Raw genomic sequence first — 12,940 nt, forward strand, 5'->3', positions numbered from 1 at the left:
ATTTTAGTCAATTATTGACCGTTACCATTTTGTTCATTTTTGCGACGTGGCTGGTTATGTTGTTTGCCTTCCCCCGCTTCACTGGCCTGAATCACCCGCTTCTTGACTGGCGTTGCTGGATTTCCCACATAAATCGTCATTGCCTCTAGGGAGCGCAGAGCCACACTACCTAAACTTAAAATAGCCCCCTGGCCAACCGTTACCCCCGGGCCGACGATCGCCCGGGCTGCTACCCAACTTTCCGATTCCAGGACAATGGGCCCCAATCGCAACGAAAAATGGGGATCCGACCAATCATGATTGCCGGTGCAAAGGTAGGCATTCTGGGAAATACAGACGTGATCACCAATGGTTACAGCGGCAATATTATCAATCCAAACCTGTTCCCCTAACCAGCAATGATCTCCCACCGTCAACCGCCAGGGAAATTTCACCTGTAGGCCGGGCTTAATCCGTACCCCTTGCCCTAGTTTTGCCCCAAACCAGCGAAGAATCTGTACCTTCAGCCCTGAAAAAGGAAGGAGAGAACTTTTAATCACGGGAGAGCCGATGTAATACCAGAGCAATTGTTGCCACAGGGGTGCCCCAGGCCCATAGTCGCCTAGGCTGTATTGGTCTAAATGAACACCCGATTCTAGGCTGGGGGAAACTGGGGAATGGAGCATATCAACCGGCCGACATTCCTGAGAATCCATCGATTGCAAAAAATTAAAAGGGGGTTCCAGTGTCATCGAAAAACTATTCCTAGGACTTGTAAAATCATATAGCAGTTTCTTTTTCAGGGAATCATACTCTGAAATAGATGTATAGCAAACAGGTGCCAGTTGATTAACCCTCCCCCACAACCTGAGCTAGGTATAAACTTTAGTGTGGCACTCTTGGGTGCTCGCTTGGACTATGCCGTACCTCGTATTCTCTATCACCAGGGGCAATTAGCGCGACTATTCACGGATTTTTGTGGCAATAAGGGACTCTTGAAGGCAGCCCATGGGATCCCCTATCTGAAACACCATCCTGCCCTCGCCCGGTTACGGAGTCGCATAGTCCCAGATATTCCCGGCGATCGCATCGAGCATTTTCCCAAATTTGGCCTAGAGTACGCCCAACGGCTGCGTCGCGTCACAACTATCTCCGAGAAGATGCAGACCTACCTCTGGAGTAGTCAAACTTTTTGTGAACTCATTCTCAAGCGAGGAATCTCCAGCCCAGGCTTATACGTCTATAATTCGGCGGGACTGGAACTGTTAGAGTGGTCGCGCGGGCAAGCGGGTCATATCACGGTTCTCGAACAAACAATTGCCCCCAAATACCTGCACATGGAACTCTTTGATGAAGAGTGGCAACGACACCCTGATTGGGAGCCACGGGAATTAAATTGTGCCGCTAGTGTGGCCTATGCAGAGCGGGAAGCCGCTGAATGGCAGTTAGCCGATCGCATTCTCTGTGGCTCTGAATTTGTGCGCCAGGGGATGATAGACTCCGGTGTGCCGGGCGATCGCATTAAGGTGGTTCCCTACGGCATTGATCCACGTTTCCGCTTACCGCCGCGAGAGGCCCATGATGGCCCCCTGCGGGTTCTCACCATTGGCACCGTGGGACTTCGTAAAGGGAGTCCCTACGTATTGGCTGCCGCCAAGGCCCTAAAAGGTCTAGCCACCTTTCGTCTGATTGGGCCAATCCAGGCCTCTAGCTCCGCCCAACAAGCCCTAGACCATGCCCTCGAGTTAGTGGGGCCTGTCCCCCGCCAGAATATTTTGGAGCACTATGCCTGGGCTGATGTCTTTTTACTGCCTTCCATTTGTGAAGGCTCGGCGGCGGTCACCTATGAAGCCCTGGCCTGTAGCTTACCCGTCATTACCACCCCTAACACCGGTTCCATCGTTGAAGATGGCATGAGTGGATATATTCTGCCGATTCGGGATGTGGATGGATTAGTGGAGCGAATTGAGTTTTTGGCCCGCCATCCAGAGGAGCGGCAAAGGTTAGCCCTGAATGCCCAACGACAGTCAGAACTGGGGACATGGCAGAGCTATCAACAGCGATTACTAGCGGCCCTAACGGGAATTTCCGGGGCAAGTTGATCTTAATTAAATCAAATTACCCCCCAAGGTTATGGGTTATAGAGCCTAGGACACTAGGGATGCCGTACTCCGTCGTCGCCGCAGAGAATTGCTGGCCACTGGGGGCGCGGCAACCTCAACGGGTTGGAGCATCAGCAATAGGGTCGTATTCCCTTGGAGTTCCCGCCGCAGGAGTCGGGCCAATTCTCGCTCTAGATGGACTTTGAAGCCATCCCAGTCCACATTGCCATTACGGGCATAATCACCCCAGCGATCGCTGAGGGCAGAGGCAATGGTTGAATGAATCCAGGCTTGCCAAGCTTTGGGTTCCGTGGGGGTAACCACTCCCCGTAAATGGACATCCGGCGAAGATTGCAAGGTACCGTCACTGCCGATCGCCACCGCAATGATCATCATGCCGTCTTCCGCCAACTGTTGACGCTCTTGGAGAACATGGGCCTTGACCAGTCCCCCCCGATCCATCAGTTCAATCCCCGCAGGAACCTTATCGGTCACCCGGATGGACTCTTGGGTTAACTCCACCACATCCCCATTGTTAATAATCACCATATTTTCAGCGGGGATCCCCATACTCTGGGCCGTTTGGGAATGGCGCACCAGCATCCGGTGTTCCCCATGGACGGGCAGGAAGAATTTGGGGCGAGTCAGGGCCAGCATCAGTTTTTGATCTTCTTGGCAGCCGTGGCCCGATACGTGGATCCCCTTATCCCGGCCGTAGATGACCGTTGCTCCCTGCATCATCAGGCGATCGATGGTATTCACGACGGCAATGGTATTTCCGGGAATGGGATGGGCAGAAAGAATGACTGTATCCGTGGGCCGAATTTTAATTTTGTTATGCTCTCCCTTGGAAATACGGGTCAGGGCCGCTAGGGGTTCCCCCTGGGAGCCAGTGGTTAAGTACATCACCTGGTTATCGGGATACTTATGCACCACATGGAGCGGCTCAAACAATTTATCGGGACATTTGATATATCCCAGTTCCCGGGCATGGGCAATGACATTGAGCATGGAGCGGCCCACCACCGACACCACCCGGTTATGTTTTTGGGCCAGTTCTAGGGCCATATTCAGGCGATGCACCGAGGAGGCAAAGGTGGTAAAAATAATCCGGCCTTCGGCCTGGCTAAAGGCCCGATCCAGATTGGGGAACACCGATCGCTCTGACGGCGTAGACCCAGGCACTTCTGAATTGGTGGAGTCGCTAATTAAACACAGCACACCTTTCTCGCCATGCTCAGCGAGTTTTTGAAAATCAAAGTATTCCCCATCCACGGGGGTATGATCCACCTTAAAGTCGCCGGTGTGGATCACCACTCCCAAGGGTGTATGGATGGCGACGGAGCAACTATCGGCAATGGAGTGGGTATTGCGAATATATTCAACTAGGAAATTTTTACCCAGCCGTACCATATCGCGGGGGCGGACACTGCGTAATTCGGTGCGATCGCTCACCCCCGCTTCATCCAATTTGCCCCGCAAAAGAGCCATCGCTAGGCGAGGCCCATAAATAACCGGAATATCAAACTGTTTGAGGTGAAAGGCAATGCCACCAATGTGATCCTCATGGCCGTGGGTGACAATCATCCCCTTAATTTTGTCGCGGTTTTGCCGCAGGTAGGTCATATCCGGTAGGACAATATTCACCCCATGCATTCCATCCGTCGGGAAGGCGAGGCCGGCATCTAGGAGAATAATTTCATCACCGTACTCAAAGACACAGGTGTTTTTACCAATTTCGTGGAGTCCGCCCAAGGGAATAATTTTCAGGGCTGAAGTGGATGTATTTTGACTCATAGGTCTCCTTTTGTTTCAAGAAAAATAAAAAAATCAAAAAAATTAACAGCTACCGTCCCAAGGTCAATCTGATCCAAGTTGACTCTGATCTAATTTGACTGGGGGATGGAGAGGATGGGGCGCGGCAGGACAAATGGGTCTCAAATGGGCCTAGAGAAGACCTAGGGGCTTCATGGCGGCGGCAAGCTGATGGCAAATCTCTGGAGTTGCCGCTGTTAGGGGAAGTCGGGGAGTACCAACGGGCCAACCTTGTAGGTTTAGGGCCGCTTTCACAGGAATGGGATTGGTGGTCACAAACAGAACCTTAAACAGATCAAAGAGCTTGAGGTGGAGGTGGGTCGCTTTGGCGACATCTCCCTGACAAAATGCCCGAATCATTTGCTGTAGCTCATCTCCGACTAAATGACTGGCCACACTGACTACACCATAGCCACCAACCGCTAACAAAGACAAGGTGAGGGAATCATCACCAGAATAAATCCGAAAGGTTTCGGGTAGCCCTTGGCGTAAGGCACTGACCTGATCTAGTTGACCACTGGCTTCTTTAATGGCAACGATATTTCCATACTCGGCTAGGCGGAACACGATTTCGGTTGACAGGTTTTGGCCGGTACGACCCGGTATGTTGTAGAGCATTAGGGGGAAGGATGGCACGGCGGCGGCGATCGCCCGAAAATGCTGGTATAGGCCCTCTTGGGGGGGCTTATTATAGTACGGAACCACCAAAAGTGAGCCATCAAGGCCCATCTCGGCAGCTTTTACCGTGGCGTGAATGGCTTCTTGGGTTGAGTTAGAGCCAGTTCCTGCTATTACCTTAGCACGACCGGCAACGGCCTGATGCACCACTTGAAACAGTTGAAACTCTTCATCCCATGTCAGAGTTGGAGATTCCCCAGTTGTACCGCAGATCACCAAAGCATCTGAGCCATGATCCACCAGATGGAGGGCCAGTTTTGCGGCCAGGTCATAGTCCACAGCCCCCTCCCCATTAAAGGGGGTAATCATGGCGGTAATGACTCTACCAAAATCAGTCACGTTAGCTTTTCCCCCTCGGCTCTCCCGCAGATGATTCTTGCAGCTTTTGCCGCAGATTTTTAATGGTATTGGCGCGACTAAAGAGGGTCAGCTTCCCTGGCTCTGATTCTAAAATAATGGGGCCACTAAACAGATTGCCCAAAAATGACCGCCGGTAGATGTCAATATTATCTTCCGTTTCCGCTACATGATATCCCATGGTCGTTAGGGTCTCTTGCAAGCCTGATAGAACCTTGGCCTGGGTTTTGGGGTTAGGGCGATCGCCCAGCTTCAGGGAAAAGGAGACGGTGTGGTTAAAGTAGGCGGCAATAATCCCCGTGAGAACCCCCACCAATAGACCCCAGCGATAGGGAATGGGGGTTAATAAACTTAGGTGAAGAATTTTACTCACCGCAAAGGTGGCGATCGCCGTGGCACAGGTAAAGTAATAAATAAAAACCACCTTCACATCCAGCCCTTCAATTCTGGAAGCGGTTGGCTCTGGGTGCTCTTGGGTTTCTTTGGGGGAAGGGTTTGACTTGGCCATCAACACCGACTCTAGGGATAATAATTGAATCTAGAAATAATAATTGATACGTATCATGTCATTTTAGCCTAGCTCACGGGCCCGATCCTTGGCTGCCATTACTGCCGCCATTATTGTACCCCGTACCCCTCCAGACTCTAACACCCTCAACCCTGCAATGGTGGTTCCGGCGGGACTGGCTACCTGATCCTTCAGTTGCCCCGGATGTAAATTCTTTTCCTGTAACAGAGCAATGGTTCCGGTGACGGTTCCATAGGCTAATTGGCGAGCTAAATTCCGAGGTAAACCTGCGGCTACCCCCCCATCGGCGAGGGCCTCTAGGAACAGGGCAACAAAGGCTGGCCCCGAACCCGACAAAGCCGTCACTCCATCCATCTGGGCTTCATCCACTTCAACGACATCGCCCACCGCCTGGAAAAATTCCTGCACATCCTGGAGATCGCCCGCAGAGGCCCCTAGGCCGGTTGCAATGGCAATCATCCCCGCACCCACCTGGGCAGGGGTATTGGGCATGATCCGAAAAACCGCACGGCGGGGAAATAGAGACTGCAAGGACTCTAGGGTAATACCCGTCATAATCGACAGGAGACGACCCGGCGAATCCTGGGCCGTTGTTCCTTGCAACTCTGCCCAAATATCCGGGTAAACCTGGGGCTTTACAGCTAATAAAACCGTTTCAGCGATCGCCACCGCCGCATTATTTGGGGCAATCCTGATGCCATAGGTTTGGTGGAGGTATTGGCCACGAGCTTCAGAGCGTACCGTCACCGAAACATTTTCAGGATGGAATCGTCCCTGGGTCAATAAGCGACTGAGAATAGCCTCAGCCATGACCCCACAGCCAATAATTCCTAGGCGCACGTCATTAATCTGATGGGGATATTACTGGGCCAGGCGTTGAGCCGGGTCCATTCCCCAAGTCGGAGCAGGAGAGGGGACAGCGGCGATGGGAGGATGGGGAATTTCATGGGCTCCACCCACTTGGGTACTCACTTGCACACAGTTGGGAGTAAAAAGAAAGATACTCTCGCCAATGCGCTCTTGATGACCATCAATGGTGAAGGTTGCTCCCGCCACAAAATCCACCGATCGCTGGGCCTGCTCCGCATCCATGAGGGTTAGATTCAGAACAACGGACTTCCGCTCCTTCAGCGACTGAATCACATTGGGCATTTCATCAAAGCTACGGGGTTGCATGACGATGACTTCGGCAACGGCTCCCCACCAGCGACCGGCATTGGGCATACCAATGACATTCCCACTCGGGGCAGATTCAGGGGCAAAGGACGTAGACCCAGAGGGCCCCGTATAGGCGGAGGAACTTGTTTCCCCGTGGGTATAGGCTCCGGTCTGGGGGCCCGTATTCCCATCCTGCTCTATGGTTGAAGTATTGAAGGAAGAGTAACTAGAGGTGTCCCCCTCTTGGTGGGAATAGTATTCATAGTCACTCTCACTTTGCTCTGGGGTGAACCCCATCATGTCACGCAACTTACCCAACATAATTGCTCACTGTTGCTCCGATGAAGGTTTATATCTCAATGCACTAAAAATAACCTGCGTCACCCAATAAACTAGCAACATAGTGTGAGTCTTTGGAGATGAAAACTTCATCTTTGACCAACTCGCTATTCTTTCCTGATAGATTATCTGGTCAATAGAGCCAACCAATGGCTGGATCTACTTCCCAAGAGAAATCCCCGTAGAAAAACGCAGGCAATTCAAGTGTGTATTATACATGAGCCATCTAGGGATGCATAATATTGGTCAATAATTCCTGATTTGTATAACTTGATCCGACCGAACGTACCTAAAAACTTAGGCGATCAGAGGGAATCTACCCCCAGAGGACGAGAACCAAAAATTAAGGTTCCCACGCGAATCATCGTTGCTCCTGCCTCGATTGCAAGGGAATAGTCCCCTGACATACCCATGGATAACTCCCGAAAGCTCAAGCGTTGCCAAGGTTGTTTTTCTAGCCCTAGGGCTAAATCATGAAGATTTGTAAATGTTGTTTGTTGATCCTGCACTGTTAGGCCCTGGGGTAGGATTGTCATCAAACCACGAATGGACAAATTCCCTAGTTGATCCAGGTGGGGTAAGTCTGCTTCTAGATCGGGCCACTGCCAGCCAAATTTATTTCCATCGGGACGTAGCTTAACCTGAAGTAAAACCTGGGGTCGAGGAAAGTCCGAGCTGGGGGAGCGATCGCCCACCAACCCATTTAACCGCTGGGCTAGTTTAAGGCTGTCCAGGGAATGGATCCAGTCAAAGATCTCTAGGGCTAAACGGGCCTTATTGGTTTGCAAATGGCCAATCAAATGCCAGGTAATATCGGGCAAGTCCGCCAACTGGGATTGCTTGTGGGCAGCCTCCTGAACCCGACTTTCACCAAAATCACGAATACCCGCCCCATAGGCCCGGCGCATAGCCTCTGGAGGCATAAACTTACTCACCGCAATGATCCGCACGGACGGAGGTAAGCTTTGGCGGAGGGCCTGGATGCGATCCTCTAGATTGAGATGATGGGAGGGATCAACCGTTGATATACCCACGACTATCCTAGTCCTACCCTAATTCCTATTGCCAACGGTTTACTTTTGAGAGCTGCTGCTGGGATTGAGGGTGCGGCGTTTAGCGACGGTTTGGAAGGCAGAAATAAGATCGCCTTCCTGCCACCCTTGGAAATCATCCATGCGAATGCCACATTCGTAGCCTGCGGCCACTTCCTTCACATCGTCTTTAATCCGTTTCAGGGAACTTAAGACCCCGGTATAGACGACCTGATTTTTCCGCAGGATGCGTACCTTACAGTTCCGCACCAGTTTACCGGATTGGACATAGCAGCCAGCCACACTTCCTTTGCTGAGGGGGAAGACGGCCCGAACTTCCGCTTGGCCAATATCTTCCTCCACCAGCTCTGGCTCGAGCAGGCCTTCCATGGCCCCTTCCAAATCGTCTAAAAGCTTGTAGATGATATTGTATTCCCGCACATCCACGTTGTTTTGATCCGCCGCTTGGCGAGACCCCGTGGCTAGGGTGGTATTAAAGCCAATAATCACCGCACTACTGGCAGCGGCTAGATCCACATCGGTTTCGGTGATTTCACCGGGAGCCGCCAGCAAAATTCGCAGTTGGACTTGATCCTGGGGCAGTTGGTTTAGGGAGGCCAAAATGGCTTCCAGAGAACCCTGCACATCGGCCTTGATCACCAGATTCAGTTCCTTGAGTTCCCCTTCTCGGGCCTGATCGGATAGGGAAGTGAGGGACACCCGACGGGAGGTGAGGGCTTGGGTAAGGCGGGATTCCCGTTGCTCCATCGCCCGTTGATCGGCGGTTGCCCGGCCAACTTTTTCATCGATGAAGACTTCAAAGTCGTCTCCGGCTGCGGGTACATCGGATAGACCGAGAACTTCTACGGCAAAGGAGGGGGCTGCTTGTTTAACCTGTTCACCGCGATCGTCAATCATGGCCCGAACGCGACCAAAGGAGGAACCGGCAACGAGAACATCACCGATCTGTAGGGTACCGTTTTGAACGAGCAGAGTGGCGACGGGGCCCCGGGCTTTATCTAAATGGGCTTCAATGACCGTTCCCTTGGCGGCGCGATCGGGGTTAGCGTAGAGGTCTTCTACCTCAGACACCAGCAGGATCATCTCTAGCAAGGTATCTAGGTTTTGCTGCTCTAGGGCACTCACGGGAACCATAATCGTGTCACCGCCCCACTCTTCGGGGACGAGGGCAAATTCCGTAAGCTCCTGCTTGACCCGATCCGGCTGGGCAGATTCTTTATCGATTTTGTTGATGGCCACAATAATGGGAACTTCAGCGGCCTTGGCGTGGCTAATGGCTTCAATGGTTTGGGGTTGAACGCCATCATCGGCAGCAACGACCAAAATCGCAATGTCTGTCACCCTGGCACCTCTGGCCCGCATGGCGGTAAAGGCTTCGTGTCCGGGGGTATCTAGGAAAACAACCTGGTGGTTTTCGCCATTGTGCTCGACATCAACGTGGTAGGCACCAATATGCTGGGTAATTCCTCCGGCTTCCCCTTGGGCTACCTTGGCGTTACGAATCGCATCTAAAAGACTGGTTTTACCGTGATCGACGTGGCCCATAATCGTAACCACGGGGGGACGACGCTGGAGATGCTCTAGGTCACTGGATGCCAGCATTTCCGTCACTTTTCGCGCAGCGGATTCTTGGGTAGTGGTTTCCACGAGAATACCCAGTTCATCGGCAACCAGTTGGGCGGTTTCCAGATCAAGGGTTTGGTTGATGGTGGCGGCAATGCCCTTAAAGAAGAGAACTTTAATGACTTCCGATTCGGCAACCACCAGTTTGGCTGCCAGCTCTTGTACGGAGAGGCTCCCATCGAGGGTGATCATCTCTGGGGATGTGGGGGCGACTTCTTCGGTGCGGCGATCGCGGCCGCGGGATGACCTTTTCTCTGAGCTTTTTTCTGGCTTGGAGACTGCCGTGACGGGTCGGGGTGCCCGCTGGGTTTTGGCTTTGGGTGGCCGTTGCAGGGATTGACTAACATCAATGGCGACATCCCCCACTCCTGCCAGCTTGGAGCTTAGTTCGAGATCATCGTCATCCTCGACCGCCGTTTCCCGTCGCTTGTTGCGGGGATTGACTTTGCTGACCTTAACTTCTTCTTCCTCTTGGGCACTTTTGCCGCGATTACGCCGCCCCCGGGTGGACAGTACACGATTGACGGATTCGTCTTGGAGGACTTCAATGGCATCCCCATCGGCACCTGGTTTTGTGCGAGCAGCAGGGCGATCTGCTTCCGGTGGTTTAGTCGGCGGCGGCTGTAATTCTGGTAGACGAGGTTTGGGTAGGGGCTTGACTGCCCCCGATTCTGGTTTACTCGGACGACTGGGAGGACGGACAATTTCGATGCGATCCTGGCTATGGACGGGGCCACGATTTGCTTCGGCGGCTACTTTTTTCGGCGGTGGCACCGATGAGGTGGGTTTTTGGGGTCGGGTGGGGGGGCCAGCTAAGGTGGGCTTTTTCTGGGGAGGTTCCGGGGGACGGGTTTCTTCAATGGGTGCAGAATCTACCTTATTGGTTTTGTTCGTATTGGTTTTATCTGTTGTCTGGGAGCGATCCGCCGCTTTGGTTCTCTCTGGCCCAGGGGTAGGTAGGGCTGGGGGGGCAATTAGGGTTGGTGGCGTGGCTTCTATTTCCTTTTTTGATTCTTTTTCTGACGTTGCCGCCGTTTCAGGACTAGCTTCTGGGGACTGAGGTGCAGGGCTGGCGGTGGCTTGGCGACTGGGGGGTTGTTGTAGGGATGGTGCAGATTCGGGGGAGTCTGGTAATTCTGATGACTCGGATTTCTGCCGCTTGCCGGAACCGGCCCGAGATTGGGTATGGATAGCTACAATTTGCTGACCCTTTTTCCCTGACTTGACCGGAGGGGCAGGTTTATTGCGTTGGGGGGGCTGGGGGGATTTCGGATCTTTCACAGGCTGATAGGTCTGGGCAGATTGACGAATACGCTCGGCATCATCATCAGATATGGTACTGCTGTGACTTTTGTAGGCGACCCCTAGTTGTTCACAGATGGCTAATAAATCCCTGTTATCTAAACTTAGTTCTTTTGAGAGATCATAAATTCTAACTTTACCGCTACTCATGCTCATTCCTATCAGCTTTGGCTCCAAATCCCCGTGGGGATAATCAATTTATGGGGTAATTTAACTAACACCAGTTGGGTTGTTGGGGTTAGATTTAGGTGGACTGTACGGGTGATTTTGCCCCGGATTCAGGTGGCTCCTTAGAAGCTATTATCAACGATTTTGGGGTTACGTTGACCTGAGAGTTTTAGATTAATCCTTGGGCAATAGACCTAAGGGTGGGGTGACTTCAATCCATCCTTGTTGCAGATCAATTGAGGGAACAATGGCGGGTACTAAGGGAATCAGTACCGTTTGCCCAGGATTTTGTTTGAGTTCCACCTCCAATAGATCATTGCCCGCAGGAACTAAGCCAACCACTGTCCCAATAAGGGAGCGATCCTGAGCTAAGTAAACCTCTAATCCAATCAAGTCTAACAGATGAAATTCCCCTTCTGCTAGGGGGGGGCGATCGCTGGCAAGGACAAGTAACTCGTGGCCCCGTAGATGTTCGGCAGCGGTGCGATCGCCAATTTGGGCCAAATGAATCACGTAGAGTCCCTGGCCCGGCAGATAGCGGCCGTGGGTCAGATCCACAGATTGGGGTTCCTGTTGGCTAAAAGTCTGCTGGGGCGATCGCAGCCAGCGGGGGCCAGGCTCTAAAAAACGTTGGGGAAAATCAGACTCGGGTAGAACCCGCAGATCTCCCTGTAACCCTTGGGGAGCAACAATTTTGCCAACCACTAACCAATCTTCTGCCTGGGGGCGATCGCTGGTTTTAGCAGAGATTTTCACCCTAGCCATGCCCCGCTTCTTGACCATAGGCAGACCAAGCCAGTTCAATGAGTCCATTGATGATCGCTGCCGCCACGGCAACTCCGCCCTTTGTGCCCTTAATAAAAATATGGGGCACCCAGGATTGCTGAAGCCGATCCAGTCCTTGGGGAAGAAAACTGGGGGAGGTATCCACAATGAGGGCGGGTTTAATATCTTCAGACTCCACCAAACTTAACAATGGCAAAATACTGGATTGGGAACCGCCAATAATGAAAATAGCGGTGGGATGGCGACGGGCCAGGGTTTCCACCCCAAAGGCGGCCCGTGATTTTTCCTTTTGGGGACGGGTAAAGGTTTCTAGACCGCAGTAGATGGGGTTAGCAAAGGTAACTTGGGTTTGGGGCAAAATTCCCACCTGTACCATGGGGACATCCACAACAATGGGGGTATGGGCAGCCAGGGCAGCAACGGCAGATTCTAGGGCTTGTTCTGAGTAGACGAGGAGATTGAGGTAGTCAAAATCTCCTGTCGTATAAATGACCCGCCGAAGAATTTCCCGTTCAGCAGAGGTTAACGGATGATCGGTCAATTGCTGATCAACTAGGTGCAAATTAGCAACATCACTGCTATGCCATTCCATTGGGCAAAACCGATTGAGTAGGTAGGCACAATTTTATCAGAATGAGCTGGAATCCCCCAGTGGTTATAATCGTCCTTGGGAAGGGGCGAAAATCATAGCGTTCAAACATTAGCATTCAAAAATCATGGCGTTCTCTGCCAAATCTCTGATTATCTTGGCGATCCTGGGGATAGGACATCTGCCGGTGGCGGCCAGTCCAGGGGCCTATCGGGTCTGTCGGATTTTTAATGGACAGCAGACGACCTGTGGCGGTTGGTTTACGGGGGAAGCCGTACTCTGGCACCAAAATGCCTATCGGGTCTGTCGGATTTTTAATGGTCAAAAAACCACCTGTGGCGGTTGGTTTACAGGGGAAACCATACTCTGGCATCAAAATGCCTATCGGATCTGTCGGATTTTTAATGGTCAAAAAACCACCTGTGGCGGTTGGTTTAGCGGTGAGGGGGTAGAATGGCAATAA

At 52.2% G+C, this 12,940-nt stretch carries 12 protein-coding genes; 2 read left to right on the forward strand and 10 right to left on the reverse strand.

Annotation, left to right across the window (positions count from 1 at the left end; translation table 11 throughout):
• Positions 1–11: 11 nt before the first annotated feature.
• The gene (locus L3556_RS04680) at positions 12–731 is read right to left on the reverse strand and encodes a putative colanic acid biosynthesis acetyltransferase (RefSeq protein WP_277866149.1); all 720 of its coding nucleotides are present in this window, start codon (positions 729–731) and stop codon (positions 12–14) included.
• Positions 732–869: 138 nt separating this feature from the next.
• Between L3556_RS04680 and L3556_RS04685 the strand changes: the two genes are divergently transcribed.
• Positions 870–2,081, forward strand: coding sequence for a glycosyltransferase family 4 protein (locus L3556_RS04685; RefSeq protein WP_277866150.1), 1,212 nt, complete (start codon positions 870–872; stop codon positions 2,079–2,081).
• A 45-nt stretch (positions 2,082–2,126) separates the two neighbouring features.
• On the opposite strand, the gene L3556_RS04690 is transcribed toward L3556_RS04685, so the two are convergent.
• The 9 genes from L3556_RS04690 to L3556_RS04730 all read right to left on the reverse strand — a co-directional run bounded on the left by L3556_RS04690 (position 2,127) and on the right by L3556_RS04730 (position 12,480).
• A complete protein-coding gene (locus tag L3556_RS04690) occupies positions 2,127–3,878 on the reverse strand; it encodes a ribonuclease J (protein ID WP_277866151.1) in 1,752 nt (583 codons plus the stop codon).
• A gap of 150 nt (positions 3,879–4,028) precedes the next feature.
• Positions 4,029–4,913: a 4-hydroxy-tetrahydrodipicolinate synthase gene (gene dapA / locus L3556_RS04695; protein ID WP_277866152.1), complete on the reverse strand. Its 885-nt coding sequence runs from the start codon at positions 4,911–4,913 to the stop codon at positions 4,029–4,031.
• 1 nt (position 4,914) lies between these two features.
• Positions 4,915–5,439 (reverse strand): hypothetical protein, encoded by a 525-nt coding sequence (locus L3556_RS04700; protein WP_277866153.1) that lies wholly within the window; start codon positions 5,437–5,439, stop codon positions 4,915–4,917.
• 63 nt (positions 5,440–5,502) lie between these two features.
• Positions 5,503–6,300, reverse strand: a complete 798-nt coding sequence (gene proC, locus L3556_RS04705) for a pyrroline-5-carboxylate reductase (RefSeq protein ID WP_277866154.1) — start codon at positions 6,298–6,300, stop codon at positions 5,503–5,505.
• 21 nt (positions 6,301–6,321) lie between these two features.
• On the reverse strand, positions 6,322–6,918 hold the full coding sequence (locus L3556_RS16285) for a cell division protein SepF (RefSeq protein ID WP_422110750.1): 597 nt from the start codon (positions 6,916–6,918) through the stop codon (positions 6,322–6,324).
• Between the two features lie 344 nt (positions 6,919–7,262).
• On the reverse strand, positions 7,263–7,991 hold the full coding sequence (locus tag L3556_RS04715) for a YggS family pyridoxal phosphate-dependent enzyme (RefSeq protein WP_277866155.1): 729 nt from the start codon (positions 7,989–7,991) through the stop codon (positions 7,263–7,265).
• Between the two features lie 39 nt (positions 7,992–8,030).
• The gene (gene infB, locus L3556_RS04720; RefSeq protein ID WP_277866156.1) at positions 8,031–11,084 is read right to left on the reverse strand and encodes a translation initiation factor IF-2; all 3,054 of its coding nucleotides are present in this window, start codon (positions 11,082–11,084) and stop codon (positions 8,031–8,033) included.
• A gap of 192 nt (positions 11,085–11,276) precedes the next feature.
• Positions 11,277–11,867, reverse strand: a complete 591-nt coding sequence (gene rimM, locus L3556_RS04725) for a ribosome maturation factor RimM (RefSeq protein ID WP_277867598.1) — start codon at positions 11,865–11,867, stop codon at positions 11,277–11,279.
• Entirely contained in the window at positions 11,860–12,480 is a 621-nt protein-coding gene (locus tag L3556_RS04730; RefSeq protein WP_277866157.1) for a precorrin-8X methylmutase, read from the reverse strand. The genes rimM and L3556_RS04730 overlap by 8 nt, the downstream gene beginning before the upstream one ends.
• 124 nt (positions 12,481–12,604) lie before the next feature.
• Between L3556_RS04730 and L3556_RS04735 the strand changes: the two genes are divergently transcribed.
• Entirely contained in the window at positions 12,605–12,940 is a 336-nt protein-coding gene (locus L3556_RS04735) for a hypothetical protein (RefSeq protein WP_277866158.1), read from the forward strand.

The organism is Candidatus Synechococcus calcipolaris G9 (genome assembly GCF_029582805.1).
Classification (GTDB): domain Bacteria; phylum Cyanobacteriota; class Cyanobacteriia; order Thermosynechococcales; family Thermosynechococcaceae; genus Synechococcus_F; species Synechococcus_F calcipolaris.

What these genes read in the sequence shown, in the direction of transcription:
- L3556_RS04680 (WP_277866149.1), bottom strand. Translation starts at nt 731, where the DNA reads ATGACACTGGAACCCCCTTTTAATTTTTTGCAATCGATGGATTCTCAG.
- L3556_RS04690 (WP_277866151.1), bottom strand. Translation starts at nt 3,878, where the DNA reads ATGAGTCAAAATACATCCACTTCAGCCCTGAAAATTATTCCCTTGGGC.
- L3556_RS04700 (WP_277866153.1), bottom strand. Translation starts at nt 5,439, where the DNA reads ATGGCCAAGTCAAACCCTTCCCCCAAAGAAACCCAAGAGCACCCAGAG.
- L3556_RS16285 (WP_422110750.1), bottom strand. Translation starts at nt 6,918, where the DNA reads ATGATGGGGTTCACCCCAGAGCAAAGTGAGAGTGACTATGAATACTAT.
- infB (WP_277866156.1), bottom strand. Translation starts at nt 11,084, where the DNA reads ATGAGTAGCGGTAAAGTTAGAATTTATGATCTCTCAAAAGAACTAAGT.
- rimM (WP_277867598.1), bottom strand. Translation starts at nt 11,867, where the DNA reads ATGGCTAGGGTGAAAATCTCTGCTAAAACCAGCGATCGCCCCCAGGCA.
- L3556_RS04730 (WP_277866157.1), bottom strand. Translation starts at nt 12,480, where the DNA reads ATGGAATGGCATAGCAGTGATGTTGCTAATTTGCACCTAGTTGATCAG.
- L3556_RS04735 (WP_277866158.1), top strand. Translation starts at nt 12,605, where the DNA reads ATGGCGTTCTCTGCCAAATCTCTGATTATCTTGGCGATCCTGGGGATA.